Annotated in this window: 26 protein-coding genes; 12 read left to right on the plus strand and 14 right to left on the minus strand. The window is 72.0% G+C overall.

Annotation, left to right across the window (positions count from 1 at the left end; genetic code table 11):
- Positions 1–908: HAD-IC family P-type ATPase (locus tag CIB93_RS33545; RefSeq protein ID WP_143660119.1), on the plus strand; the 908-nt coding region annotated here is incomplete at its 5' end.
- A gap of 48 nt (positions 909–956) precedes the next feature.
- Here CIB93_RS33545 and CIB93_RS33550 read toward each other — a convergent pair.
- The 3 genes from CIB93_RS33550 to CIB93_RS33560 all read right to left on the minus strand — a co-directional run bounded on the left by CIB93_RS33550 (position 957) and on the right by CIB93_RS33560 (position 3471).
- On the minus strand, positions 957–1832 hold the full coding sequence (locus CIB93_RS33550) for a biotin-dependent carboxyltransferase family protein (protein ID WP_096632431.1): 876 nt from the start codon (positions 1830–1832) through the stop codon (positions 957–959).
- The gene (locus tag CIB93_RS33555) at positions 1829–2584 is read right to left on the minus strand and encodes an allophanate hydrolase subunit 1 (RefSeq protein WP_373558831.1); all 756 of its coding nucleotides are present in this window, start codon (positions 2582–2584) and stop codon (positions 1829–1831) included. Before CIB93_RS33555 ends, CIB93_RS33550 begins: the two co-directional genes overlap by 4 nt.
- Positions 2585–2721: 137 nt before the next feature.
- A complete protein-coding gene (locus CIB93_RS33560) occupies positions 2722–3471 on the minus strand; it encodes a LamB/YcsF family protein (protein WP_096632463.1) in 750 nt (249 codons plus the stop codon).
- A 108-nt stretch (positions 3472–3579) separates the two neighbouring features.
- On the opposite strand from CIB93_RS33560, the gene CIB93_RS33565 reads away from it, so the two are divergent.
- From CIB93_RS33565 to CIB93_RS33575, 3 genes are all read left to right on the plus strand, one after another.
- Positions 3580–4254 carry a hypothetical protein gene (locus tag CIB93_RS33565; RefSeq protein ID WP_096632432.1) on the plus strand — a complete coding sequence of 225 codons (675 nt, stop codon included), beginning with the start codon at positions 3580–3582 and terminating at the stop codon, positions 4252–4254.
- A gap of 173 nt (positions 4255–4427) precedes the next feature.
- Positions 4428–5669, plus strand: coding sequence for a PQQ-binding-like beta-propeller repeat protein (locus tag CIB93_RS33570; RefSeq protein ID WP_096632433.1), 1242 nt, complete (start codon positions 4428–4430; stop codon positions 5667–5669).
- 118 nt (positions 5670–5787) lie between these two features.
- Positions 5788–7056 carry a Cmx/CmrA family chloramphenicol efflux MFS transporter gene (locus CIB93_RS33575; protein ID WP_179500337.1) on the plus strand — a complete coding sequence of 423 codons (1269 nt, stop codon included), beginning with the start codon at positions 5788–5790 and terminating at the stop codon, positions 7054–7056.
- Here CIB93_RS33575 and CIB93_RS33580 read toward each other — a convergent pair.
- Positions 7010–7279 (minus strand): DUF4031 domain-containing protein, encoded by a 270-nt coding sequence (locus CIB93_RS33580; protein ID WP_096632436.1) that lies wholly within the window; start codon positions 7277–7279, stop codon positions 7010–7012. The two genes, CIB93_RS33575 and CIB93_RS33580, sit on opposite strands and share 47 nt — an antisense overlap.
- Positions 7276–7644, minus strand: a complete 369-nt coding sequence (locus tag CIB93_RS33585; RefSeq protein ID WP_096632437.1) for a hypothetical protein — start codon at positions 7642–7644, stop codon at positions 7276–7278. Before CIB93_RS33585 ends, CIB93_RS33580 begins: the two co-directional genes overlap by 4 nt.
- A gap of 107 nt (positions 7645–7751) precedes the next feature.
- Here CIB93_RS33585 and CIB93_RS33590 point away from each other — a divergent pair, with 107 nt between their 5' ends.
- The 3 genes from CIB93_RS33590 to CIB93_RS33600 all read left to right on the plus strand — a co-directional run bounded on the left by CIB93_RS33590 (position 7752) and on the right by CIB93_RS33600 (position 11363).
- Positions 7752–8669, plus strand: a complete 918-nt coding sequence (locus tag CIB93_RS33590; RefSeq protein ID WP_096632439.1) for a MurR/RpiR family transcriptional regulator — start codon at positions 7752–7754, stop codon at positions 8667–8669.
- An 89-nt stretch (positions 8670–8758) separates the two neighbouring features.
- A complete protein-coding gene (murQ, locus tag CIB93_RS33595; protein WP_096632440.1) occupies positions 8759–9730 on the plus strand; it encodes an N-acetylmuramic acid 6-phosphate etherase in 972 nt (323 codons plus the stop codon).
- Between the two features lie 58 nt (positions 9731–9788).
- Positions 9789–11363, plus strand: a complete 1575-nt coding sequence (locus CIB93_RS33600; protein ID WP_096632441.1) for a PTS transporter subunit EIIC — start codon at positions 9789–9791, stop codon at positions 11361–11363.
- A gap of 219 nt (positions 11364–11582) precedes the next feature.
- On the opposite strand, the gene CIB93_RS33605 is transcribed toward CIB93_RS33600, so the two are convergent.
- From CIB93_RS33605 to CIB93_RS33620, 5 genes are all read right to left on the minus strand, one after another.
- A complete protein-coding gene (locus tag CIB93_RS33605) occupies positions 11583–11777 on the minus strand; it encodes a hypothetical protein (protein WP_096632442.1) in 195 nt (64 codons plus the stop codon).
- Between the two features lie 159 nt (positions 11778–11936).
- Positions 11937–13109, minus strand: a complete 1173-nt coding sequence (locus CIB93_RS33610; RefSeq protein WP_096632443.1) for a M20/M25/M40 family metallo-hydrolase — start codon at positions 13107–13109, stop codon at positions 11937–11939.
- Between the two features lie 57 nt (positions 13110–13166).
- A complete protein-coding gene (locus CIB93_RS33615; RefSeq protein ID WP_096632444.1) occupies positions 13167–14105 on the minus strand; it encodes a DMT family transporter in 939 nt (312 codons plus the stop codon).
- A 77-nt stretch (positions 14106–14182) separates the two neighbouring features.
- Positions 14183–14332: a hypothetical protein gene (locus CIB93_RS38270; protein WP_179500335.1), complete on the minus strand. Its 150-nt coding sequence runs from the start codon at positions 14330–14332 to the stop codon at positions 14183–14185.
- 204 nt (positions 14333–14536) lie between these two features.
- Entirely contained in the window at positions 14537–14815 is a 279-nt protein-coding gene (locus tag CIB93_RS33620; protein WP_257002482.1) for a hypothetical protein, read from the minus strand.
- 131 nt (positions 14816–14946) lie between these two features.
- On the opposite strand from CIB93_RS33620, the gene CIB93_RS33625 reads away from it, so the two are divergent.
- Complete coding sequence (locus CIB93_RS33625; RefSeq protein WP_096632447.1) at positions 14947–15939, plus strand: helix-turn-helix transcriptional regulator; 993 nt, start codon at positions 14947–14949, stop codon at positions 15937–15939.
- 50 nt (positions 15940–15989) lie between these two features.
- Here CIB93_RS33625 and CIB93_RS33630 read toward each other — a convergent pair whose 3' ends face one another.
- The 3 genes from CIB93_RS33630 to CIB93_RS33645 form a co-directional block, all read right to left on the minus strand.
- On the minus strand, positions 15990–16607 hold the full coding sequence (locus tag CIB93_RS33630; RefSeq protein WP_096632449.1) for a Uma2 family endonuclease: 618 nt from the start codon (positions 16605–16607) through the stop codon (positions 15990–15992).
- A 304-nt stretch (positions 16608–16911) separates the two neighbouring features.
- Positions 16912–17148 (minus strand): hypothetical protein, encoded by a 237-nt coding sequence (locus tag CIB93_RS33640; protein ID WP_096632451.1) that lies wholly within the window; start codon positions 17146–17148, stop codon positions 16912–16914.
- On the minus strand, positions 17138–17380 hold the full coding sequence (locus CIB93_RS33645; protein ID WP_096632452.1) for a hypothetical protein: 243 nt from the start codon (positions 17378–17380) through the stop codon (positions 17138–17140). The genes CIB93_RS33640 and CIB93_RS33645 overlap by 11 nt, the downstream gene beginning before the upstream one ends.
- A 113-nt stretch (positions 17381–17493) precedes the next feature.
- On the opposite strand from CIB93_RS33645, the gene CIB93_RS33650 reads away from it, so the two are divergent.
- The 3 genes from CIB93_RS33650 to CIB93_RS33660 all read left to right on the plus strand — a co-directional run bounded on the left by CIB93_RS33650 (position 17494) and on the right by CIB93_RS33660 (position 19810).
- On the plus strand, positions 17494–18336 hold the full coding sequence (locus tag CIB93_RS33650; RefSeq protein ID WP_096632454.1) for a helix-turn-helix transcriptional regulator: 843 nt from the start codon (positions 17494–17496) through the stop codon (positions 18334–18336).
- Positions 18317–18640: a DUF397 domain-containing protein gene (locus CIB93_RS33655; protein ID WP_096632455.1), complete on the plus strand. Its 324-nt coding sequence runs from the start codon at positions 18317–18319 to the stop codon at positions 18638–18640. Before CIB93_RS33650 ends, CIB93_RS33655 begins: the two co-directional genes overlap by 20 nt.
- 126 nt (positions 18641–18766) lie before the next feature.
- Positions 18767–19810: a LacI family DNA-binding transcriptional regulator gene (locus tag CIB93_RS33660; protein ID WP_096632457.1), complete on the plus strand. Its 1044-nt coding sequence runs from the start codon at positions 18767–18769 to the stop codon at positions 19808–19810.
- Positions 19811–19879: 69 nt separating this feature from the next.
- On the opposite strand, the gene CIB93_RS33665 is transcribed toward CIB93_RS33660, so the two are convergent.
- A complete protein-coding gene (locus tag CIB93_RS33665; protein ID WP_096632459.1) occupies positions 19880–22714 on the minus strand; it encodes a glycosyl hydrolase in 2835 nt (944 codons plus the stop codon).
- A gap of 235 nt (positions 22715–22949) precedes the next feature.
- Between CIB93_RS33665 and CIB93_RS33670 the strand changes: the two genes are divergently transcribed.
- Positions 22950–24254 (plus strand): ABC transporter substrate-binding protein, encoded by a 1305-nt coding sequence (locus CIB93_RS33670; RefSeq protein WP_096632460.1) that lies wholly within the window; start codon positions 22950–22952, stop codon positions 24252–24254.
- Positions 24255–24338 lie beyond the last annotated feature (84 nt).

The following is a 24338-nucleotide window of genomic DNA, read 5'->3' on the forward strand; positions in this document are numbered from 1 at the left end:
TCACCACCGGCCGCATGACCCTCCACACCACCCACACCACCAAAACCACCACCGAACACGAAGCCCTCCGACTCGCCGGAGCACTGGAGAACGCCTCCGAACACCCCATCGCCCAAGCCGTCGCCACCGCCGCCACCGACACCACCGGCCCCCTCCCCACCCCCGACGACTTCACCAACATCCCCGGCCTCGGCGTCCAGGGCACCGTCGAAGGCCACGCCCTCCTCGTCGGACGCGAACAACTCCTGACCGAGTGGGAGATCCGCCTGCCCGCCCCCCTGGCCGAGGCGAAGAAGGCCGCCGAGGCCGCCGGGCGCACCGCGATCGCCGTCGCCTGGGACGGGGAGGCACGGGCGGTGCTGGAGGTGGCCGACGCGGTCAAGGACACCAGCGCCGAGGCCGTCCGCCGCCTCCGCGCACTCGGCCTGACCCCGATCCTCCTCACCGGTGACAACCGGGCCGTGGCGGAGACGGTAGCGGCCGAGGTCGGCATCGAGGAGGTGTACGCGGAGGTCATGCCGCAGGACAAGGTCGACGTGGTCAAGCGCCTTCAGGCCGAGGGCCGTTCGGTGGCGATGGTCGGGGACGGTGTCAACGACGCGGCCGCCCTCGCCCAGGCCGACCTCGGCCTCGCCATGGGCACCGGCACCGACGCCGCCATCGAGGCGGGGGACCTCACCCTCGTCCGCGGCGACCTCAACGCCGCCGCCGACGCCATCCGCCTCTCCCGCCGCACCCTCTCCACCATCCGCACCAACCTGTTCTGGGCCTTCGCCTACAACGTGGCGGCCCTTCCGCTGGCCGCCGCCGGACTCCTCAACCCGATGATCGCCGGAGCCGCGATGGCCTTCTCGTCCGTCTTCGTGGTCGGCAACTCCCTGCGGCTGCACACCTTCAAGGCGGGGTGAGGCCCGTAGTCCACGCGGCGGGCCCGGGAATCCTCCCGGGCCCGCCGCTCAGGCGCGTACGAAACGCAGCCCGGTCCCCGGCACCGCCTGGGCCGCCGCTGCGAGGGCCGGTTCGGGGACGACTCCGAGGACCGGGTATCCGCCGGTCGTCGGGTGGTCGTTGAGGAAGACGACGGGCCTGCCGTCCGGCGGCACTTGGATGGCGCCCAGGACCATGCCCTCGCTGGGCAGTTCGCCCGCCGCACCCGCACGGGACCGCTCCAGCGCGGGCCCCTCCGTGCGCAGCCCGATGCGGTTGCTGTGGGGCGAGACCCGGTAGGCGGCGGTGAGGAGGGTACGGAGCGCGGCTTCGGTGAACCAGGCGTGGCGGGGTCCGGGGTGGACCGGCAGCACGAGCTCGGCGGGCGCGCCCGGCCAGGGGACGGGACCGGCCGGCGGCGGACCGCACTCCGCCGGATCGCCCAGCGGCAGCGCGTCGCCCTCGCGCAGGGGAGGCGGCCCGAGCCCCGAGAGGAGGTCCGCCGAGCGGCTGCCCAGCACCGCTTCCGGCTCCAGGCCGCCCGCGAACGCCAGATAGCCGCGGAGTCCGCAGGCGGCGGGGCCCGCGTCCAGCACCGCTCCCGCCGGTACGCGCACCGGAGCGCCCCACGCCACCGGCCGCCCGTCGACCGTCACCCGGCAGCCCGCACCGCCGACGACGGCCACCACGGGCGCCTCCGGGCGGACCGCGCAGCCGGTGAGTGTGGTCTCCAGGACGGCGGCGCCCGGTGGGTTGCCCACCAGCCGGTTGGCCAGCCGGGCGGCGGGCCCGTCCAGTGCTCCGGCCCGCCCGACCCCGAGGTGGGCGTAGCCGGGACGGCCCGCGTCCTGCACGGTGGTGAGCGCTCCGGCCCGGACGACGTGGAGGCGGGGGGCGGGGCTCACGCGCGCTCCCCGGCCGGGCCCGACCGGGGCGGGGGGAGCGCGAGGGAGGCCCCGCCGTCCACCCCCGCCGCCACGGCCACGAACCGCACCGGCGTCCCCGGTTCCAGCAGGGCCGCCGGTTCCCGGGCCGGGTCCCACAGGACGCCCGGGTCCGGCATCCGCCCGATGAGCTGCCAGCCGCCGGGCGACGGACGCGGGTACACCCCGGTGTAGGGCCCGGCGAGGGCCACCGCTCCGGCCGGGACGCGGGTGCGCGGGCTCATGCGCCGGGGTACGTGCAGGTGCTCGGGCAGCCCGGTGAGGTAGCCGAACCCCGGCGCGAACCCGCAGAACGCCACCCTGAACGCGGTACGGGAGTGGCGGGCGGCCACCTCGGCGGCCCCGACGCCCCAGAGCGCGGCAACGTCGTCGAGATCGGGGCCGTCGTAGACCACGGGGATCTCCACCGGGTCCCGCGCCTCACGGAGCAGCGGCGGCACCCGCCAGGAGGCGAGCTCCCGGGCGAACCTGTCCCGGGCCCCCGGCGCACGGTCCGCGATCCCGTCGAGCAGGACCGTACGGGCGGCCGGGACGATCTCGCGTACGGCGGGGAGCGCACCGCGCTCACGGCGGCGGAGCAGCTCGGCGTGGAAGGCCTCGGCGTGCTCGCCGTCGGCCAGTTCGACGAGCAGCGCGTACGGCCCGGCGGGCAGAACGCGGACCGGCGCGGCACCGGGCGGCACCCGCACGCCCGCAGGCACGGCACCGGACACGCGCACGCCCTCGGACGCGGCGCCGGGCGGCACACGCACGCCCTCGGGTGCGGCTTCCGGCAACACCGGCGCACCCTCACGTACCGCGTCCAGCGGCACAGGCACGTCCTCGGCACCGGCGCCGCCGCCGCGCCCCCTCACACGAACGCCCGCACCACGACGCCCGCTTCCTCCAGCGCGGACCGCACCCGGCGGGCGAGGGCGGCCGCGCCCGGGGTGTCCCCGTGGACGCAGATCGAACGGGCCGCGACCGGTATCCGGCTGCCGTCCACCCCGGTCACCGCCCGGTCGACGGCCATGCCGACGCTCCGGCGCACGACGGCGTCCGCGTCGTGCACCACCGCGCCCGGTTCGCCGCGCGGGACCAGGGTGCCCCGCGGGGTGTACGCGCGGTCGGCGAACGCCTCCTCGACGGCGGGGAGTCCGGCGGCCGCCGCGTGGGCGAGGAGGCGGGAGCCGGGCAGCCCGAGGACGGCCGGGGTCCCGCCCGCCAGCCGGATGCCCGCGACGACGGCGGCGGCCTGGTCCTCGTCCCGGACGACCCGGTTGTAGAGGGCGCCGTGCGGTTTGACGTACGAGACGGTGGAGCCCGCGGCCTCGGCGAAGACCCGCAACGCGCCTATCTGGTAAGCGATCTCCGCGGTCAGCTCGGCCGACGGCACGTCCATCGAGCGGCGGCCGAACCCGGCCAGGTCCCGGTAGGAGACCTGCGCCCCGATCCGTACACCGTTCGCCGCCGCAGCGTCGCAGACCCGCCGCATGACGGAGGCGTCGCCCGCGTGGAAGCCGCAGGCGACGTTGGCGCTCGTGACGCAGGCGAGGAGCGCGTCGTCGTCGGTGAGGGTCCAGTTGCCGAAACCCTCGCCGAGGTCCGCGTTGAGATCCATCATCATCACGGGCGCACGGTAATGACCGCGGGACGGGGCGACAAGAGCCGGTCCGGAAGGTGGAAGGCCCACCGGAGCCAACGGACCCGTTGGTCCTAAGGTCGTCCCATGACGGACCACCCACGCCCGCCCGACACCGCCGCCCTCCGCGACCGCTGGCGCGACACGCTCCTCGCCGCGCGGTCCGGCGCGGACGGCCCCGATCCGCTGCCGTACGCCGACCATCTCCTCGCCCGCTGGGCCGAACCACAGCGCCGCTACCACACGACCGACCACCTGATCGCGGTCCTGGACCGGATCGACACCCTGGCCGGCCACTCCGACGACGTGCACGCGGTACGCCTCGCCGCCTGGTTCCACGACGCGGTCTACCGGCCCGACCGCACGGAGAACGAGGAGCGCAGCGCCGCCCTCGCCGAGCGCGCGCTGCCCGAGGCCGGGGTGCCGGACGCGGTGACGGCGGAGGTCGCCCGGCTGGTCCGCCTCACCGTCACGCACGACCCGGCGGACGGCGACCGCAACGGCGAAGTGCTGTGCGACGCCGACCTCGCGATCCTGGCGGGCGGCCCGCAGGAGTACGGCGCGTACGCGGCCCGGGTCCGCGAGGAGTACGGCTTCGTCCCGGACGAGGCGTTCCGAGAGGGCCGGGCGGCGGTGCTGCGCCAGCTCCTGGACCTGCCCCGGCTGTTCCGTACGCCGTACGGGGCGGCCGAGTGGGAGGCGCGGGCGCGGCACAACCTGGCGACGGAGCTGGAGCTGCTGGAGTCCTCCGGCCCCGAGTGACCGGCCCCCGGCGGCCCGCGAATGTTCCGGTTCGTTCACGGTGTCGTCCCGGTCGGGCCCGGGAGCGGCCAGTGGCACCGGACGACGGCTAACGTCTCGCATCGCAGATGCACACTCCGCAAAGCAGCACGCACACGTTTCCACCCATGAGAACTCCACGGGGGTACAGCGACATGTCCACGGGATACGGCACGACGTTCGGCAGATCCTCCCGGCGGCGAATACTGCGACTGGCCGGGGGCGGGCTCACGATGGCGGTTCTCGGAGCCGGACTGACCGGTTGCGAGGACGAGCCGACGACGGACGGCGAGAGCAGCGCCCCGCCGCGCGGCGCTTCTCCCGAGGACGGCAAGGCCCCCGACGACGGGCAGGCCCCCAAGCCGCTGTGGACGAGGACGACGTCCGCCAAGACCTACGGGGACAACGACGAGCTGGTCGCCGTGGGCGGCGTGGTGATCGCGAGCGGTGACCCGCTGGCCGCCCTCGACGGGGCGACCGGCGCGGAGCGGTGGTCGCTGGAGGACGGCGCGATCCCCGGTGCGCCGCTGCTCCTCGGCGGTGACGGCAGCGGCACGCTGTATCTGGCCAGCGGCGCGTACGACGGCAGCGTCGTCGGGTACGACCCGGCCTCCGGCAAGGAGACCTGGCGCAGCCACCTGGGCAAGGAGTACCGGCAGCCGAGGCCCGTCGCCGTGGACGGCGAGCAGGTGTACGTCATCGCCGAAATCCTTGAGGCCGACGGATCGTCCCGCACCAACGTGATCGCCGCGCTGAACAGTGCCACGGGCAAGCTCGCCTGGAAGGAGCGGCGCGACCTCGGCACCCAGCAGAACGGCGTGCACGCCGCCGTGCAGGGCCGCTACCTCGTCTACACCGACTTCAAGAAGAACCTCACGGTGCGCGACACCGCCACCGGCAAGCAGGTGTGGACGCAGAAGACGACGAAGACGAGCTACGGGCCCTTCACCGTCCACCAGGACCTGGTGATCGTCCCGCAGGGGGAACGGCTCCAGGCCTTCGCCCTGTCCGACGGGTCCCAGAAGTGGTCCCTCCAGGCCGAACGGTTCGCGGCCTTCAGCGAACCGGCCGTGCTGGACGACGTCCTCCACATCGCGGACAGCGGGCGGACGCTGTGGGCCGTCGAGCCGCGTACCGGCAAGAAGCTCTGGCAGTCCAAGGACCTCGCGGGCACCGGTACCCCCATCCCCCGGCAGTTCGTCAGGGCGGGCGGCACCCTCTACGGGGCCACCGACCTGGACAAGCAGGGCGGCATCCACGCCTTCGACGCGAAGACCGGCGCCCTGCGCTGGACGTTCAACGACGAGTCCGGCGACCACCACGCCTGGCTGGTGGCCACCGACGGCAAGCACGTCTTCGCGCTGCACGGCACGAAGCTGCACGCGCTGCCCGCGTAACGCGCGCACACGGTCCACCCGCTGGCACACGGTCCACCCGCTGAGAGAACCGGGAATGCGAGGGCGTCCCGCGGCGTTGGGACGAGTCATGCCCGACTCACCCCAGCGCCGCGCCCCCATGCCCCTGGCCGTATACATTCTCGGTCTCTCGGTCTTCGCCCTCGGCACCAGCGAGTTCATGCTGTCGGGCCTGCTGCCGCCGATCGCGGACGACATGAACGTGTCGATCCCACAGGCCGGGCTCCTCATATCCGCGTTCGCGATCGGCATGGTGGTCGGCGCCCCGCTGCTCGCCGTCGCCACACTCCGCCTGCCCCGCCGCACGACGCTCATCGCGCTGATCTCGGTGTTCGGCCTCGGTCAGATCGCCGGTGCACTGGCCCCGACGTACGAGGTCCTCTTCGCCTCCCGCGTGGTGAGCGCGCTCGCCTGTGCGGGCTTCTGGGCGGTCGGGGCGGCCGTGGCCATCGCCATGGTGCCGGTGAACTCGCGGGCGCGGGCGATGGCCGTGATGATCGGCGGGCTGTCGATCGCCAACGTGCTGGGCGTGCCGATGGGGGCCTTCCTCGGCGAGCACCTGGGCTGGCGCTCCGCGTTCTGGGCGGTGGGCGCGGCCTCCGCGGTGGCCCTGCTCGGCGTGATCACGCGCATCCCGCACATCCCGCTGCCGGAGAAGAAGCCCGAGCTGAAGCGGGAGCTGGCGATCTACCGGGACCGGCAGGTCTGGCTGGCGATCGTGATCACCGCGCTCGCCGCGGGCGGCGTGTTCTGCGCGTTCAGCTATCTGGCACCGCTGCTCACGGACGTGGCAGGCCTGGACTCGGGCTGGGTGCCGTGGATTCTGGGTCTCTTCGGGGTCGGTGCGCTGATCGGTACGACGATCGGCGGCCGGGTCGCGGACGCGCACCTCTTCGGAGTGCTGCTGATCGGCATCACGGCGTCCACGGTGTTCCTGGCGGCGCTGGCCCTGTTCGCCTCCAGCCAGGTCGCCGTGATCGCGCTGGCGTTCCTGCTGGGCCTCTCCGCCTTCTTCACCGCACCCGCGCTGAACGCCCGGATGTTCAACGTCGCCGGGGCCGCCCCGACGCTGGCCGGGGCCACGACGACGGCCGCGTTCAACCTGGGCAACACGAGCGGCCCGTGGCTCGGCGGCACGGTGATCGACCTGGACTTCGGCTTCGCGTCCACGGCCTGGGCGGGCGCGGCGATGACGGTCCTGGCCCTGGCGGCGGTGGCGGTGTCGCTGCGCCTCCAGCGCGGCGGTGACGGCCGGGGCGGCAGCGGCTCGCGCTCACGGCTGATCGCGAGGAGCGCGGCGGCCCCTGGGGCCTCGGCCGACCCTAGGGTCTCGGCCGCCCCTTCGGCCTCCGGAGCCCCGCGGCCGTGAGCCGCCGCACCAGCTCCTTCGAACCGACCTCCCGCGCCCCGGCCCGCACCGCGTCCGCGTAGTGCGCCTCCGGTACGTCGTAGTGGTCGCGCTCGAAGGCCCGGGGCGGGCAGCCGATGGCGGCGGCGAAGGCGTGGAGCTCCTCGAACGAGGTGTCGCTGACCAGGTGCGACCAGAGGCGGCCGTGTCCGGGCCAGGTGGGCGGGTCGATGTAGAGGGTCACCGCCGCAGCGCCTCGCCCAGCGCCCCCACCGGTGCGACGGCCACGGCCGCCTTGGTGCACACCCAGTGCGGATCGGGGCCGAGCTCCGGCTCCACGTCCAGGGCGTGCGGTTCGTCCCCGTCGCACGCGGGGCACAGCGGCCACCGCCCGTACCGCTCCAGCAGGGCGTCCTGTACGTCCTGGGCGACCAGCCCGGCCACGAACTCCGTGCCCTCAGGCCACTGCTCCACCCACCAGCGCCGGTGCGTCACGGCGTCCTCGACCAGCGAGACGATGTCCGCCTCGGCGACGTCGACCGCGGCGAGGTCGGCCATGACGAGCGCGCGGGCGGTGTGCAGTGCCTGCTCCAGGGGGTTCAGCTCCATGCCCACCATTGTGCGCCCGCGCCGGAGGCAGCGACCAACGGCCAGGGGCAGGGACCGGAGAAGGAGCGGGGGTTGACGGGGACCCGGGTTGAAAATATCTTTCAGATGTGACCATTGACGTGAAGGAAAGTTTCAGCGGCGAGTCCCCGCCCGCCCCCGCGGCCCTCGCCGCCAAGGTCCGGACGCTCGCGCCCTCCATGACCCGTTCCATGCAGCTGGTCGCCGAAGCCGTCGCGGGCGACCCGGCCGGATGCTCCGCACTCACCGTCACCGGTCTCGCCGAGCTGACCGGCACCAGCGAGGCCACCGTCGTCCGCACCGCGCGCCTCCTGGGCTACCCGGGCTACCGGGACCTGCGCCTCGCGCTGGCCGGGCTCGCCGCACACCAGGAGTCCGGGCGGTCGCCCGCCGTGACCGCCGACATCGCGGTGGACGACCCGATCGCCGACGTGGTCGCCAAGCTCGCCCACGACGAGCAGCAGACCCTCGCGGACACCGCCGCCGGGCTCGACACCGTGCAGCTGGGGGCCGCGGTGGCCGCCGCCTCGACCGCCCGCCGCATCGACATCTACGGCGTGGGGGCCTCCTCGCTCGTCGGTCAGGACCTGGCGCAGAAGCTGCTCCGGATCGGCCTGATAGCCCACGCCCACACGGACCCGCACCTCGCGGTGACCAACGCCGTCCAGCTGCGCAGCGGTGACGTGGCCATAGCGATCACCCACTCCGGCTCGACCGGCGACGTCATCGAGCCGCTGCGGGTCGCGTTCGAACACGGGGCCACGACGGTCGCGATCACCGGGCGGCCCGACGGGCCCGTGTCGCAGTACGCGGACCATGTGCTGACCACGTCCACCGCCCGCGAGAGCGAGCTGCGCCCCGCCGCCATGTCGAGCCGCACGAGCCAGCTGCTCGTCGTGGACTGCCTGTTCATAGGCGTCGCGCAGCGGACGTACGAGACCGCTGCGCCCGCGCTCTCCGCGTCGTACGAGGCCCTCGCCCACCGCCACACCCCCCGGACCCGCTGACCCTCCTGACCCCCGGCACCCCCTGGCCCCGGGAGCGGGCCGCGCACCGCCCGTACGCGTACGAGACCGAGAAAGCAGAGCAGCCCTCCATGACCTCCACCACCGGCACGAACGCCGAGACCTCCAGCACCTCCGGCGGCTACGGCGAGCTCCGCGCCCAGCTGGCGACCCTCACCACCGAGGCGTTCCGCCCCGAGCTGGCCGAGATCGACCGGCTGCCCACCGAGGAGATCGCCCGCATCATGAACGGCGAGGACGCCACCGTCCCCGCCGCCGTCGCCGAGCGGCTGCCGCGGATCGCCGCGGCGATCGACGCCACCGCCGAGCGGATGGCGCGCGGCGGCCGGCTGATCTACGCGGGCGCGGGCACCGCGGGCCGACTCGGAGTGCTGGACGCCAGCGAGTGCCCGCCCACGTTCAACACCGACCCGTCCGAGGTCATCGGTCTGATCGCGGGCGGCCCCTCCGCCATGGTCACCGCCGTCGAGGGCGCGGAGGACAGCAAGGAGCTGGCCGCCGCCGACCTGGACGCGCTGAAGCTGAGCGCCGACGACACGGTGGTGGGCATCTCCGCCTCCGGCCGCACGCCGTACGCGATCGGCGCGGTCGAGCACGCCCGCGCCCAGGGCGCCCTGACCATCGGGCTGTCCTGCAACGCGGACTCCGCGCTCGGCGCCGCCGCCGAACACCCCCTGGAGGTCGTCACCGGCCCCGAGCTGCTCACCGGCTCGACCCGGCTGAAGGCGGGCACGGCACAGAAGCTCGTCCTCAACATGATCTCGACGATCACGATGATCCGGCTCGGCAAGACGTACGGGAATCTCATGGTCGACGTCCGCGCGTCCAACGAGAAACTGCGGGCCCGCTCCCGGCACATCGTCTCCCTGGCCACCGGCGCCTCCGACGCCGAGATCGAGGCCGCGCTCGCCGCCACCGACGGCGAGGTGAAGCACGCGATCCTCGCCATCCTCGGCGGGGTCGACGGCCCCACCGCCACCCGTCTCCTGACCGAGTCCGACGGCCACCTCCGCTCCGCCCTCACGGCCGCACGCACCACCTGACCCACCCCCCTGGGCGCCACAGGCACCACACCCCCCGCACAGCAAGGCTCCGAGCACCATGGCCACAGAAGACAAGAACCGCGCCACCGCCGCCGCGATCCTTCCGCTCGTCGGTGGCGCCGCGAACGTCAGCTCCATCGCCCACTGCATGACCCGGCTCCGGCTCGGTCTGCACGACCGGTCCCTCGTCGACGACGAGGCGCTGAGGGCCCTGCCCGCCGTGATGGGCGTCGTCGAGGACGACTCGTACCAGATCGTGCTGGGTCCGGGCACGGTCGCCCGGGTCACGCCGGAGTTCGAGCGGCTGGTGGAGGAGGCCCGCGCGGCAGCACCGGAACCGGCCCCGGCTCCCGCCGCCGTGTCGGCCGAGGAGCTGGCGGCACAGGGCGCGGCGATCAAGGCCCGGCGGAAGGCGAGGAACGCGACCCCGTTCAAGCTGTTCCTGCGCCGCATCGCCAACATCTTCGTGCCGCTGATCCCGGCCCTCATCGGCTGCGGGATCATCGCGGGCCTGGGCGGCCTGCTGACCAACCTGGAGTGGCTGCCCTCCGTCACGCCCGCGCTGGCGGCGATGGCGTCCGGCTTCATGGCGCTGATCGCGGTGTTCGTGGGCTACAACACGGCCAAGGAGTTCGGCGGCACGCCGGTCCTGGGCGGTGCGGTCGCGGCGATCATCGTCTTCCCGGGCGTCGGAGACATCGACGCGTTCGGCCAGAGCCTCTCCCCCGGCCAGGGCGGTGTGCTCGGCGCACTGGGCGCGGCGGTGCTCGCGGTGTACGTGGAGAAGTGGTGCCGCAGGTGGGTGCCGGAGGCGCTGGACGTCCTGGTCACCCCGACCCTGACGGTGCTGATCTCCGGCCTGGTGACCATCTTCGGCCTGATGTTCGTGGCGGGCGAGGTGTCCTCCGCGATCGGTACGTTCGCCAACTGGCTGCTGGCCAACGGCGGCGCGGGCGCGGGCTTCGTGCTCGGCGGCCTGTTCCTGCCCCTGGTCATGCTGGGCCTGCACCAGGCGCTGATCCCGATCCACACCACGCTGATCGAGCAGCAGAGCTACACGGTCCTGCTGCCGATCCTGGCCATGGCGGGCGCGGGCCAGGTGGGCGCCGCGATGGCGGTCTACTGCCGCCTCCCCCGTAACGAGTCGATCCGCCGCACCATCAAGTCCGCGCTTCCGGCGGGCCTGCTGGGCGTCGGCGAGCCCCTGATCTACGGCGTCTCGCTGCCGCTGGGCCGCCCGTTCATCACGGCGTGCGTGGGCGGCGCGTTCGGCGGCGGCTTCGTCGGCCTGTTCAACCAGCTCGGCGACACGGTCGGCTCGACGGCCATCGGCCCGTCCGGCTGGGCCCTGTTCCCGCTCCTGGACGGCAACCACGGGCTGGGCTCGACGATCGCGATCTACGCGGGCGGCCTGCTCGTCGGGTATGTCGCCGGGTTCGTCGCCACGTATTTCTTCGGCTTCGGCAAGGACCTGCTGACCGAGTTCAACGTCTCCCAGGAGCCGGTCTCGTCCACGGTCGCCGCCACGGGCGGCACGCACCCGGCTCCAGAGGCGGGAGCGACGGGCGGGCCCGGGGGCACCGGCGGCCCGGACCCCGGCACCGACCCGGCCAAGGCCCCGGCGGGGGTCTGACCTCCCGCCGGGCCTCGTAGGAAGGTTCCCCAACCCGGCAGGGTCGGGGCCGACCAGGGCTCGGCGGGGGCGGCGGTCCTCGCCGGGCCCTTGATCAGCAGCCCGCCGAGCAGGGCGGCGACGGCCAGGACCCCGGCCGACCCGTGGACATTCCGGTGCGGGTCAGGGCCGCTCGGCACCGGAAATGCGGCCCGTGCCCTCGGCCGGGCTGCCAGTCGTTCAGAAGGGCTTGAAGCCGGTGGCCAGCCATTCCTCCCGGACCGCGGCCGGCGTGGTGTTGATCTTTTCGAGGGCTTCCCGGCAGACCTTGCTGAGCACTTCGTCGGACACGCCGTTGGCCTTCAGCGCGTCGATCAGCGCGTCCCAGGTGACCGGATCGAGCTCGCACATTCCCTCGCTGCTGAGTGCGTCCATGAATCCTCCGGTGGTGTCGTGACCGCTCGTGCTGTTCAGTGAGGTCGATCATCGCAAACCTGTGGATCGTCGCTCCCCGGCTTCGGTGGATGCGGCTCCGCCCGGCCCCACGAGACGGCGGAGCCGGGCGGGCCGGGGGCGCTGGGGCCGGGGCGGCTCTCACGCCGCCAGTGCCACAGGGGAACTCACCTGCTCCAGCAGCATCGGCGCCACCTTCAGGACCGCGTCGAGCAGGGCCTGTGCCCCCAGGACCAGCTGCTCATCGGGCGTGTGCTCCTTGTTGGAGTGGGAGAACCCGCCGGTGGAGGGCACGAACATCATCGCGGTGGGAAGGCGCGTGGAGATCACTGACGCGTCGTGCCCCGCGTAGGAGAGCAGCTGATCCGTGCGGCCCTTCTCCAGACAGGTCTCATGGACGGCGTTCAGGACACGCTTGTCGAAGTGCGCGGCGGGCTTGGCGGAGACACGGACCAGCTCGGCAGCGCAGTTCTCCTCCGCCGCGATACGGGAAAGGGTCTCGTCCAGGTCGGTTTCGATGCGGTCCAGGGCCGTTTCCGAGGAGGCCCGGACCTCCAGTTCGGCACTGGCGGTGCCCGGCACGACGTTGGCCGCTCCGGGGCCGAAGCTGATGACACCGGCGTTGCCGATCCCCTTCGGATCGACGGCCAGGATGATGTCCTTCAGTTCGGCGACCATACGGGCGGCCACCCGCCCCGCGTCCTGGCGGTCCACCCACATCGTGGTGCCCGCGTGGTTCTCCTGCCCGGACACGGACACCTGGTAGCGGCGTACGCCCACGATGCCGGTGACGGGTGCCAGGTTCAGCCCGGCCTTCTCCATACGGCGGCCCTGTTCGATGTGGATCTCCAGATAGCCCACGAGGTCCGCGGCGTGAGCGGAGCCCGCGAGGGCGGTGGAGCCCACCAGCCCGCCGGCCGACTCCGGGCGTACGCCTTCCTCGTCGAACCAGGCCACGCTCTCCACGTGATCGGCCAGCGGGTGCCCCTCCTCGTGCAGGGTGCGCAGCACCTCCATGGCGGCGATGACTCCGTAGGCGCCGTCCAGGTGGCCACCGGCGGGCACCGTGTCGGCGTGCGAACCGAGGAGCAGCCAGGGCCCGGAGGTGTTCCTGCGGCGGGAGAAGACGTTGCCCGTCTCGTCGTAGTAGGTGTGCAGGCCCTCCACGCGCATGGTCTTGTCCAGCCAGTCCCGCCCGGCCCAGTCGGCCTTCGTACCGGCGATGCGCCACAGGGCGCCGTCCTGCCCGGCCCCGATCTGGGACAGGTGGGTGAGGTCGGAGAGCAGACGGTCGGCGTTGACGTGAAGCGACATGAGTTCTTCCTTACGTATCGGGTCGGGCGGTTTCAGCACGTATCGGGGCGGGCGGTTTCAGCGCTTGGCGCCGACGGCGACGCCGGTGATGATCGCGCCCATGCAGAGAACCTGGATGAGCGTGATGTGCTCGCCGATCGCGAGGTAGGCGACACAGGCGACGAACACGGGCTGGAGGTAGTAGACGATCCCGGCGCGGGTGGCGCCGATGAGGGAGACGGCCTTGTTCCAGGTGTAGAAGGCGATCGCGGACGAGGCGACGCCGATGTAGAGCAGCGGTCCGACGGTGGCGCCGCTGGGCGTGAAGGCCCCCTGGAGAGCGACGGACACGGCGTACACGGGAGCGAGCATCACGGTGCCCGCGGCGAAGGTGGCCAGCAGGAAGCTGGGGCCGGAGATGGTGGACGGCTTGCGCTTGAGGAGCGCCGAGTAGGCGGCGAACGTCGCCATCGCGGCGAGCATCCACAGGTCTCCGGCCCGGAAGTCCATCGAGAGCAGGGCGGTGACGCTCCCCTTGGAGATCAGGGTGACCACACCGACGAACGCGATGACCATGCCGGTGGCGCGGACGGCGGTCATCCGCTCCCCGTCCAGGAAGGCGAACGCCGCGATCACCGCGGGTGAGGCGGCCGCGATCAGAGCCAGGTTCGTGGCGGACGTCGACTGCCCGGCGATGTAGATCAGGGTGTTGAACAGGGTCACCCCCAGCAGGGCCGCGACCACGATCAGACCGGCGTGCCGGCGCACCGCGGGCCAGTCGCGCAGGAGCCCTCGCGTGGCGAAGGGGGCGACGGCGACGAGGGCGATCACCCACCGCCAGAAGGAGGTCTGGACGGGGGGTATGACATCGCCCAGATGACGGGCGACGACGAAGTTCCCGGACCAGATGGCGGTCGCGCCGAGCGCCAGGAGGGGGCCGAGCCACAGCCCGAGCCGCGAGACGGGGGAGGTGGCGGGTGCGGGCGGTGCGGTGGTCACGGACGGCGTGGCGGCCATGGAAGAGGTGGTCGGGGTCAACGTAGGTCCTCAGCTGCATCGTCATGCGGTAGTGGTGGTCGGGGTGGGAGCGGCCTCTATCCCCATCCGGCGGAGTCCTGCACGCCCTGGCTGCGAATCTCCGCCTTGGGCTCGGCGAGCTCGTCCAGTGCGATTCCGGCGGCCAGGGACGCGACGAGGGCGATAGCGACGGCAGTGGCGCTGAGCAGTCGGCGGGCGGCAGACATGGTGCTCCTTCAGACGGGACGGGCAAATTGAATGGAAGGCTCGGGCGGAAACTCCGGAACTCCGGAAGCGTCGGAATCCTCGGAAAGTCTGGAAACCTCGGAAGTTCCGGGGCGTCCCGCTCGGCGTGGAATCAACACTGCTCGCCCGGCAGCCCGAAAGGAAGAAGATCAATGTGGCAGGGGGTGGCCTGGCAGCCTCCTGCCTCATGGCTGCCCCGGCATCGGCACCACGTGCCAGCCGGTCAGCGCCGGTGAGTCCACCAGCGCCCGGCGGGTGATCCCGCGCGCCAACGCCACGGCCTTCTCCCGCGTCGGCCCTTTGACGAAGAACGTCAGATGGCCGATGCCTCCGACCTCGGGGGAATCGGCGTGCAGATGCTCGACGCCGCGTTCGAAAGAGGCGACGAACCACAGGATGTCCAGCACATCGGCAGGCAGGGCAGCACTTTGCGGACCCCTGAGGGCCACGGTCACCATAAGCATGCGCTGATCTTGAAATGCGAGACGGACATTGCCCAGGGTTTCGCCCAGGCAGGAGGTTTGCGGGCAGCAAGCTGCCCGGCCGCGGCTATCGTCACCATCGGCGCGATAAGGAACTGAACTGGGGGAACTCCATGTCGCAGCTGCACGCGCTCGGAATCGACCACACCGCCGAAGCGGTCTACCGGCTCATGCTGGAAGAACCGGAGTACGGCGTCGCCGAGCTCTCCGCGGCCCTGGCCCTGCCCGACAGCGGCATACGCGCCGCGCTCGACCAGCTCGCCGAACTGAGCCTGCTGCACACTTCGCCCCACGCGGAAGGCACGCTCCGCCCGGTCCCCCCGTCGGTCGGCATCCAGCTGCTTCTGTCCATGCGCGAGGGAGAACTGCGGCGCTCCCAGCAGGAGTTCGCGGACGCCCAGGTCGCCGCCCTGACCCTGCTGCGCCAGCACGCCGAAGCCGAGGCGAGCCGCACCCACGTCGAAGCCCTCACCGGCGTCGAGGAGATCCGCATCCGCCTGGAACAACTGGCCCGCGAGGCCACGGCACCCCTGATGTCCTTCATGCCCGGCGGCGCGCAGACCCAAGCCACCCTCGACGCCTCCCGCCCCCTGGACGCCGCCCTGCTGGAGCGCGGCATCCCCATGCGCACCCTCTACCAGGCCTCCGTGCGCAACGACCCCACGACCCTGGGCTACGCCCGGTGGCTCACCTCCCAGGGAGCACACGTACGGACCGCCGCGGTGCTGCCCTTGCGCATGGTCCTGTTCACCGGGCGCGCCGCCCTGCTGCCCATCGACCCCGAGGACACCACCCGCGGCGCCCTCCAGCTCCAGGGGCCCGGCATCCTCACCGCCCTCGCCGCGCTCTTCGAGGCCATCTGGGACCAGGCGGACGACTTCGGCACCGCCACCGACCGCGAACACGACGACAACGGGCTGACCGGCCAGGAAAGGCAGTTGCTGCGCCTGCTCGCCCAGGGCCACACCGACACCGTCGTCGCACGGCGACTCGGCCTGGGGGTGCGCACCACCCGCCGCATGATGGCCGAACTCATGACCCGCCTGGGCGCCCACTCCCGCTTCGAGGCGGGCGCCGAAGCGGTACGCCGCGGCTGGCTCGGCTGAGGCGGGCCGCCCCACCCGGGGCGACGCCCCGCGCGGGGCGGCCGATGAGCCTACGGTGCGGCGGGCCCCGGGAACTCGCCCGTCGGGAGCGAGACATCGAACGGCGGCGGCACGACCAGCGGCTTACCGAACGGCACCGCGTCCGTGTGCTTGTACGTACCGTCCTCGCTCGGCTCCGTGAACAGCGTGGCCATCGGGCCCCGGGTGTCGAACCGGTCGATCAGCAGGTACATCGGAACGCCCGCACGGGCATACGCGCGGTACTTCTTGGTGCGGTCCTCCCGCGCGTTGCCCTTCGACGTGATCTCGACGACGAGCAACGCCTCCGAGGCGTCCATCGGATCACTGGTCTCGGGATCGGCGGCGGCGATCAGCTCCCCTGGCATCACCACCAGGTCGGGGACGTACAGCTTGCCGAGCGGGGCTACATGGATGCCGAGGGTCTGGTAGATCTCCAGGTCCTCGGGCAACGTCGCGTAGAGCCTGCGCCGCACTTTGGCGGCAATGCCATTGTGGTGCGCGTGCGGCGGTGGTACCAAGACGATCTGCCCCTCGTCGATCTCGGCGCGCCACCCTTCGGGCACGTCCAGTTCACGCCATGTCTGCAGCAGGTAGTCCCACGCGTGCCCATCCGATGCCTGGCCGTCCTCGACGAACGCTGCGGTCATCGCGGGTCCCTTCTTCCGTGGCCTTGCCGAGAAGGCTAGATCGGGGCTTTCGCGGCTGCACGCCGCTTCTCACCAGCGTCCCACGTACGGGTGGCCCGGGCATGCAGCCCTCAACAGACCCGGCCGTTCCGCAGGTCAAGGACTCCCCGGAGTTCGACCGCCATCGACAGGCCGAGGGCCCGGCGCGCCACGAGCAACTTTCCGCGCACCACATGGCGTTCCGCAGCCTGCGCCCCCGCACACGCCTCCGAGCGGCGGTGGGCCCGACCGCGACCGGCCCACCGGCCCACCGGCCCACCGCGCCTCAGCGTGGCAGCTGCCCCTCCCGGTTGATCTCGGTCACCCGGGCCCGCAGCACCACCCCCGGTGGCGCGGGCCGCACCACCTCCGGCGGGCAGTCCCACTCGGGCCCGCCGCCCGGTGGCCTCAGCTGTACGTACGGCCCGACCCGGCCCATCACCCTGCCGACCCGCCCGTCCCGCTCGTCCACCGCGAACGACCCCGGCTCGGGCGTACACGACTCAAGTCCCTCACCCGTCATGACCGCTCTCCTTCTCCGCCAGCACCTCGCACAGCCGCAACGCGGTGTCGATGTTGCAGCGGCCCAGGTCCACCAGCGGCGCCGGCTCGTTGCCCGCGCACGAGACGGGATCGATCCGCAGCGACGGCAGCTTCAGACCGAACTCCGCGAGCCCTTCCCTCAGCTGCGCCACCGCGTCCTCCGCCGTCCGCACTCTGTCCGCCGCCGCCTTGCGCCGCTCCATCGCTTCCATGGTGCACACCTTCCACTCTGAGTAATGGGAATGCATACCCAGCGTGTCCAACGCGCCGCTAGCCTGGAAGAGGCGCAGTTCCAACAACCGCACGAGTGCCATCGGGAGTTGCCTTGCCTGGTCCGAAAGAACTCGACCCCTCTTCGTCACCGAGGGCTCTGCTGGGGGCGGAGTTACGCCACCGGAGAGAGGCGGCCGGTCTCTCCCAGACCGAGCTGGGGGCCCCGCTCTTCGTCAGCGGCTCGTTCATCGGCCAGCTGGAGTCCGGTGTCCGCCGCATGCAGATGGATCAGGCCGTGAAGCTGGACGAGGTCCTCGACACGGGTGGCTTCTTCGCCCGTAACTGCGCGGCCCTGAAGAAGTCGAAGTACCCGGACCACTTCGCGGAGGCGGCGGAGGCGGAGGCCCGGGCGGAGGTCATCAAGCAGTACTCCCCTCAGCTCATTCCGGGGCTGCTCCAGACGGAGGCGTATGCGCGGGCGGTGTTCCACGCCTACCAGCCGACCGCCGTCGACAGCGTCATCCACGACTTGGTCGTCGGTCGGCTGGAGCGGACCCAGCTGCTGGCCCATCCAACGAAGCCCTTGTTGTGGGCCGCGCTCGACGAGGCAACGCTGCGGCGCACGGTGGGCGGCCCCGCCGTGATGGCGGAAGCTCTTCGGCACCTCGCGACACTGATCAGGCAGCGGCGGGTCATCGTGCAGGTGCTGCCGTTCTCGGTCGGAGCCCATGCGGCCCTCGAAGGCCCGCTCAAACTAATGACTTTCGCCGACGAACCGCCCCTGGCTTACATTGAGGGCCTGGGCGCCGGGCAGTTGAGGGACGATCCAGCCACTGTTCGCCAGTACGAACTGACCTACGATCTCCTCGTGGCCAGCGCACTCTCACCGGCCTCATCCCTGGACTGGATCGAGTCGGCGGCAAAGGAATACGACGATGAAGCTCAGCAGCTCTGACTACGACCTGTCGACAGCGACCTGGCAGAAATCGTCATACAGCGGGGGCAGCGGAGGCAACTGCGTCGAGGTCGCCAGCTGGCGCAAGTCGTCCTACAGCGGCGGCAGCGGCGGCGATTGCCTCGAAGTCGGCACCTGGCGCAAGTCCACCCACAGCGGCGGCGACGGCGGCAACTGCCTCGAAGTCCTCGACGGCGTCCCCGACCTCGTCCCCGTCCGCGACTCCAAGGTCACCGACGGCCCCGCCCTCCTCTTCCGTACCGCCGCCTGGGGCTCCTTCATCGCGGACCTCAAGCAGGGCTGAAGCGGGCCCAAGCGGACGCGGGGCCTCCCCTGGGAGCGCTCTCAGCCCTGTGGGTGCCCGGCGCTAGGCTGTAGGCGAGACGGCGACCACGTGTCGCCGCTGCCCCGTCGACGAGGAGCGACCGCCTTGCCCGAGCAGTCTCCCGGGTCCCGGCCCACCCTGGAAGCCGTCGCGGCGCGTGCGGGGGTTTCCCGGGCCACCGCCTCGCGGGTCGTCAACGGGGGCGACGGCGTCCGCAAGCCCCTGGTGGACAAGGTGCTCCGGGCGGTCGAGGAGCTGGGGTACATCCCGAACCACGCCGCGCGGACCCTCGTCACGCGGCGGACCGGGGCCGTGGCGGTCGTCATCGCGGAGCCGGAGACGCGGTTCTTCTCGGACCCCTTCTTCTCGCAGCAGATCAGGGGCATCAGCAAGGAGCTCACCGCCCACGACACCCAGCTCGTCCTGCTGCTGGTGGAGGGGCCCGGGGACTTCGACCGGATCGCCAGGTATCTGTCCGGCGGGCACGTGGACGGGGCGCTCGCGTTCTCGCTGCACACCGACGACCCGGTGCCCGCGATCACCCGGCGGGCCGGCATCCCGGCGGTGTACGGCGGGCGACCCGGCTGGACCGCCGACCCGGGAGACCAGGCCGTCCCGTATGTCGACGCGGACAACCGGGGCGGGGCGCGGCTGGCCGTGCGGTATCTGAAGGACCTCGGCCGGGAGCGCATCGCGCACATCGGCGGGCCCGCCGACCAGACCTCGGCGATGGACCGGCTGGACGGTTATCGGGACGTGCTGCTGGACGTGGACCCGACGCTCGTCGCCGAGGGGGCGTTCACCGTGGAGAGCGGGGCACGGGCGATGGCCGAGCTGCTGGAGAGGCGGCCCGACCTGGACGCGGTCTTCGTCGCCAACGACCTGATGGCCTCGGGCGCGTTGCGGGTGCTGCGCGAGCGCGGGATCTCCGTGCCGGAGCAGGTGGCTCTGGTGGGGTTCGACGACATGGAATCGGTTGCCGAGCAGACCGATCCGCCGCTGACCACCGTCAGCCAGGAGATCGAGGCGCAGGGGCGGCTGATGGCCCGGTTGCTGCTGCGCGCGCTGGACCGGGACCGTACGGGCAGCGGCGATGTCCCCGAGTCGGTGATCACCCCGACCACGCTCGTGCGGCGGGCCTCCGCCTGAGGAGCCGGGGACCCGCCGCACCTGTTCCGTTCCGTACGGGCCAAGGGCCCTACGGGTTGCCCGTACCGCTTACTCGTACGGAATCCTCAGCACCGCCGCTTCCGTCCCCGTCTGAACCTGCGACGTGTCGTTGCCGAGCGCGTTCCAGATCTCCAGGCGGACCGTGCCGCCCCTGAGGTCGCCCAGGCTGCCCGTGACGGCCTGGGTGCCGACCGCCTGGGTGTACTCCTCCCAGCCCGCGACCGGGTCGGTCGCGAAGTAGCGGAAGGTCTCCACCCGGTCGAAGGTGCCGTCGCCGGTCAGGTCGTAGCTGACCCGGACCTGCGGGGCGAGCCCGACCGTCGTGCCCGCGTCGACCCGGAGACGGAAGGACGTGGCGGCCCCGGCGGCGAGTTCGCCGTCGACGTTCTTGATCTCGTAGGCCGTGGCGCGGTACGGCGTGCCGTCCCGGTTGACGCCGTCGGCCGAGGCCAGGGTGTCCGTGCCCGCCGGGTCGGTGGTGGCGGTGGTGAGGATGCCGCCGGTCTTGAGGCGGAAGGTGTTGCCGGTGGACGGGCCGGGCTCCCCCGGGTCCGGGTCTCCGCCGCCGGGGCCCGTGCTCGTGGCCGTGGAGCGGGCCGGCACGGACAGGGTCTTGCCGTCGGAGAAGCTCACCGTACGTGCGGAGGAGCTGTGGTTGTGCGCGGTGTAGGTGCGGGTGCCGTCCTTCGAGAAGACGGCGGAGGTGGGCAGGTCGCCGCTGACGGTCATGTCCGGCGCGCCGACCGTGTTCAGGGTGTTGATCCAGTGGTAGGTGTGCGCCTTGGACTCACCCGCCTCCGGGGCGTAGTTCCCGTTCGCGGCGTCCCACTTGGCCTTCGCCGCGGCCGGGTCGGACAGTGCCTCGAACTCCCAGAGCAGGTCACGCCACTCCTGGGCCGGGCCGCCGTTGTTCCGTTCCATCTCGGCGATGTTCCGCTTGATCGCCGCCTTCTCGCGGGCCAGGTGCAGTGAACCACCCGTGACCGGGAGGACGTTGATGCCGTGGATCTCCTCCGGGTTCGCGGTCCACCAGGTGGCGTAAGCGCCGCCGCTGCCCCAGACCATGCCGACGGTGTCGTGGCCGAAGGAGGCGGGGAAGACCTCCTGCGAGGCGTCGAACCAGTACTGGGTGATCGCCTCCGACTCCGTCGTCAGCAGGTAGCTGCCGAGGTCGCGCAGGGCGGTGTCGCCGGTCGCCGCGCCCCAGAGGACGAGTCCCGCGCTGAGGTTGATGGACTCCGACGAGGACTCCTGGTTGTTGCCCGCCGCGAAGCCCTGGTGGCCGGAGGCCCAGCTGTGGCCCGCGTACACGTCGAAGCCGCGCAGGAAGGGGTAGGCGGAGTCGGTGCGGCTGGGGTTGGCGGTGTCGCGGATCAGGTGCTTGATCATCGTGCCCCAGGCCGAGTCGGCGGCCCAGGCCTGGTCGTACTGGGCGACGATCGCCGCCGCGTAGACGTAGTAGCTGTAGTGGAAGTGGTGGTCGTTGAGCTCGGTGTCGCTGCCGTAGGAGGCCGGGTAGCCGGTGAGGGTCTTCCAGTCCTTGTCGTAGCTGAACTCACTGGCCCCGCCCGCCGTGAACCACTCCTGGAGCCGGCCCTTCATCAGCCCGAGGAGCTTGTCGCGGGTGGCGGTCTCGCCGATCTGGTCGGCGACGGGCACCAGCTGGGCCAGACGGCCGAGCGCCTTGCCGGTCCAGTAGGTGTCCGTGGCCCCCGAGAACGGGTCGGACGCGTTCGCGACCTCGTTGAGGTACCCGGTCAGCCGCGCCTTGTCGACACCGCTGGTCGCGGGCAGCGCGGGCACCACGCCGCTGCTGCGCTGACTGGTGGTGAAGGAGGCGGACTCGCGCACCTTCATCGTGCCGCGCGGCGACACGTACGTGTACGGGGTCAGCGCGTCGGTGGTGTGCAGCCACTGGTGGCGGTAGAGGGCCTGGAGCGTGCCGCGCTCGGTGCCCTCCTCGGCCTCGGTGGTGAGCGTGTAGGTCGCCCGCACGTCGCCGCCGGTGGACTGCCACGCCACCCGGGAGCCGGTGACGAAACTGAACGCGTACTTCCGGTAGGTGGCGAGCGCGTCGGTGGAGGGCAGGACCGCGAGCGAGAAGTAGTCCTTCCCGCCGAGACCCGCGGTGATCGTGGAGCCGGAGATGTTCCAGTCGCTGCCGGTCGGGGCGAAGAGGGCGTAGTGGTGACCGGCGACCGTGATGCCGAGGACGTTGCCCTGGTCGGAGAAGACCGTGGGCGCGGAGGCGGTCGTGACGCGGGCGTCGCCGCCGGAGCCCTTGGCGTACACGAAGGGCATGCCGTGCCCGATGGTGGCCCGGAAGGTGCGGGAGCCGTCCGCCCAGTAGGGCGTCACCGTCCAGTCGGACCAGTCGTCGGCCTTGGTGTCGGGCGAGTTCAGGCCGCTCAGGCCGACGGTGAGGTCGGCTTTGTGGGCGTACTCGTACTGCCTGCCGTCGCCGACGATCGCGGGGGTGGTCGGGTAGCCGACCTCCAATCCGCCGGAGGTCGCCTGGTAGGTGAGCGGGTGGCCGTACATGGGGGTGGAGTACGGGTTGTCGCCGTAGCGCTGGAAGGCGAGCGAGGACCACCAGTCGTTGGTCGGGACCGGCTTGTCCTTCGCGGCCGCGGTGACCTTGGGGGTGACGGGCGCCCCGGTGTTGGTCGTCGGGCCCGAGGTGCCGGCGGGGCGGGAGTCGGTGTAGCTGCCGGAACCGGCGGGGATGGTGGCGGCCGCCGCGGGGGAGGCGGCGGGGCCCAGGCCCACGGCGGCCACGGCGACGGCGAGGAGTGCCGCCGCAGCGGGTCTGGTGGTGGTTCTGGGAGCGCCTCTGGAGGCGAGTCCGGAGAGGGAGGTTCGCACGAGCAGCACCTCGATCATGGGGGGGCGAAGAGCGCCTTCGAGAGCGCTCTCAAGTGCCAAGGAACGTAAAACTCCTGAAACGTGAGTGTCAAGAGAACGCGCACGCCTGGCAGTTGGGCGTCGATCGGGCGGGACGCCAAGCCGTTATGTGTTCGAGTCTTGACGGAGCGAGGGCGGTGGGGGACGCTCCAGATCAGGTTTTGAGAGCGCTCTCAAGGCGCTCGGTTCATCCCGAAGCCAAGGGAGGCTTCCCATGCCCATCGCCCGAGCCGCCAAGAGAGCCACTGCCCGCCTCGGCGCGGTCGTCCTCGCCGGGGCGCTCCTCGCCGCCTGCGGGTCCAGCGACTCGCCGGACTCCGCCGACGGCGCGGGCGGAAAGGTCACGCTCACCGTCGACCTCTTCGGATCGTTCGGCTTCAAGGAGGCCGGGCTGTACGAGGAGTACGAGAAGCTCAACCCGGGCGTGAAGATCAAGCAGAGCGACACCCAGGACGAGGCGGACTACTGGAAGTCGCTCCAGACCCGCCTCGCGGGCGGCGGCGGTCTCGCGGACGTGCAGGGCGTCGAGGTGGGCCGGATCGCCTCCGTCACCCAGCAGCAGTCCGACAAGTTCCAGGACCTGAAGGAGTTCGGGGCCGACCGGCTCAAGGGCGAGTTCGCCGAGGCCAAGTGGTCGGCGGCGACCACGAAGGACGGCAAGATCCTCGGCCTCGGCACGGACGTCGGCCCCGAGGCGATGTGCTACCGCACCGACCTCTTCGAGCAGGCCGGGCTGCCCACGGACCGCGAGGAGCTCGCGAAGAGGTGGGCCACCTGGGACGGCTACCTGGAGCTGGGCAAGGAGTACAAGAAGAAGGCCCCCGCCAAGAGCGCCTGGCTGGACAGTGTCGGCTCGCTCTACGGAATCATGATCGGCCAGGAGGAGGAGCGGTACTACGACGCTTCCGGCGAGCTGATCTACGACAAGAACCCGGCGGTCAAGGAGGCGTGGGACACCTCGGTGGAGGCGGCCGAGGCGGGCCTGAGCGCCAAGCTCGACCAGTGGTCCCCGCAGTGGAACCAGGCGTTCTCCGCCGGTTCGTTCGCCACGATCCCCTGCCCTGCCTGGATGCTCGGCTACGTCAAGGGCCAGGCCGGTGACGGCGGCAAGGGCAAGTGGGACATCGCCAAGCTGCCCGGCGGCGCGGGCAACTGGGGCGGCTCGTACCTGTCGATCCCGCGTGCGGCCAAGCACAAGAAGGAGGCGTACGCGCTCATCAAGTGGCTGACCGCCCCCGAGCAGCAGGCGAAGGTCTTCCAGAAGCAGGGCAACTTCCCGTCCTCGACGGGCGCCATCGAGACGATCGCGGACGCGAAGGACGAGTACTTCTCGGGCGCTCCGATCGGCCGGATCTTCGGTGACGCGGCGAAGGAGTCCCCGGTGCAGGTGCTGGGTGTGCACGACCAGAACGTGATGCAGCAGATCACGAACGCGCTGAGCGAGGTCGAGCGCAAGGGAGTCTCGTCGGACAAGGCGTGGCAGACGGCGAGGAAGGGTGTGGACAACGTGATCGGCTGACGCCGAGACGCGCTGCCCCTCCTCTTCCCTCCTCCCTGGGGCCGGTCCACCCGGTGCGCACCACGGTGGCCCGGCCCCCCCCCC

Origin of the sequence: Streptomyces sp. WZ.A104 (assembly GCF_002382885.1) — a bacterium.
Classification (GTDB): Bacteria; Actinomycetota; Actinomycetes; order Streptomycetales; family Streptomycetaceae; genus Streptomyces.

Excerpts from the sequence above, each read along its gene's own strand:
- CIB93_RS33615 (WP_096632444.1), bottom strand. The coding sequence starts at position 14,105 with ATGGCCGCCACGCCGTCCGTGACCACCGCACCGCCCGCACCCGCCACC.
- CIB93_RS33640 (WP_096632451.1), bottom strand. The coding sequence starts at position 17,148 with ATGACGGGTGAGGGACTTGAGTCGTGTACGCCCGAGCCGGGGTCGTTC.
- murQ (WP_096632440.1), top strand. The coding sequence starts at position 8,759 with ATGACCTCCACCACCGGCACGAACGCCGAGACCTCCAGCACCTCCGGC.
- CIB93_RS33600 (WP_096632441.1), top strand. The coding sequence starts at position 9,789 with ATGGCCACAGAAGACAAGAACCGCGCCACCGCCGCCGCGATCCTTCCG.
- CIB93_RS33570 (WP_096632433.1), top strand. The coding sequence starts at position 4,428 with ATGTCCACGGGATACGGCACGACGTTCGGCAGATCCTCCCGGCGGCGA.
- CIB93_RS33560 (WP_096632463.1), bottom strand. The coding sequence starts at position 3,471 with ATGGATCTCAACGCGGACCTCGGCGAGGGTTTCGGCAACTGGACCCTC.
- CIB93_RS33565 (WP_096632432.1), top strand. The coding sequence starts at position 3,580 with ATGACGGACCACCCACGCCCGCCCGACACCGCCGCCCTCCGCGACCGC.
- CIB93_RS33605 (WP_096632442.1), bottom strand. The coding sequence starts at position 11,777 with ATGGACGCACTCAGCAGCGAGGGAATGTGCGAGCTCGATCCGGTCACC.
- CIB93_RS33655 (WP_096632455.1), top strand. The coding sequence starts at position 18,317 with ATGAAGCTCAGCAGCTCTGACTACGACCTGTCGACAGCGACCTGGCAG.
- CIB93_RS33630 (WP_096632449.1), bottom strand. The coding sequence starts at position 16,607 with ATGACCGCAGCGTTCGTCGAGGACGGCCAGGCATCGGATGGGCACGCG.
- CIB93_RS33610 (WP_096632443.1), bottom strand. The coding sequence starts at position 13,109 with ATGTCGCTTCACGTCAACGCCGACCGTCTGCTCTCCGACCTCACCCAC.
- CIB93_RS33645 (WP_096632452.1), bottom strand. The coding sequence starts at position 17,380 with ATGGAAGCGATGGAGCGGCGCAAGGCGGCGGCGGACAGAGTGCGGACG.
- CIB93_RS33625 (WP_096632447.1), top strand. The coding sequence starts at position 14,947 with ATGTCGCAGCTGCACGCGCTCGGAATCGACCACACCGCCGAAGCGGTC.
- CIB93_RS33620 (WP_257002482.1), bottom strand. The coding sequence starts at position 14,815 with ATGCTTATGGTGACCGTGGCCCTCAGGGGTCCGCAAAGTGCTGCCCTG.
- CIB93_RS33670 (WP_096632460.1), top strand. The coding sequence starts at position 22,950 with ATGCCCATCGCCCGAGCCGCCAAGAGAGCCACTGCCCGCCTCGGCGCG.
- CIB93_RS33665 (WP_096632459.1), bottom strand. The coding sequence starts at position 22,714 with ATGATCGAGGTGCTGCTCGTGCGAACCTCCCTCTCCGGACTCGCCTCC.
- CIB93_RS33585 (WP_096632437.1), bottom strand. The coding sequence starts at position 7,644 with ATGGAGCTGAACCCCCTGGAGCAGGCACTGCACACCGCCCGCGCGCTC.
- CIB93_RS33575 (WP_179500337.1), top strand. The coding sequence starts at position 5,788 with ATGCCCCTGGCCGTATACATTCTCGGTCTCTCGGTCTTCGCCCTCGGC.
- CIB93_RS38270 (WP_179500335.1), bottom strand. The coding sequence starts at position 14,332 with ATGTCTGCCGCCCGCCGACTGCTCAGCGCCACTGCCGTCGCTATCGCC.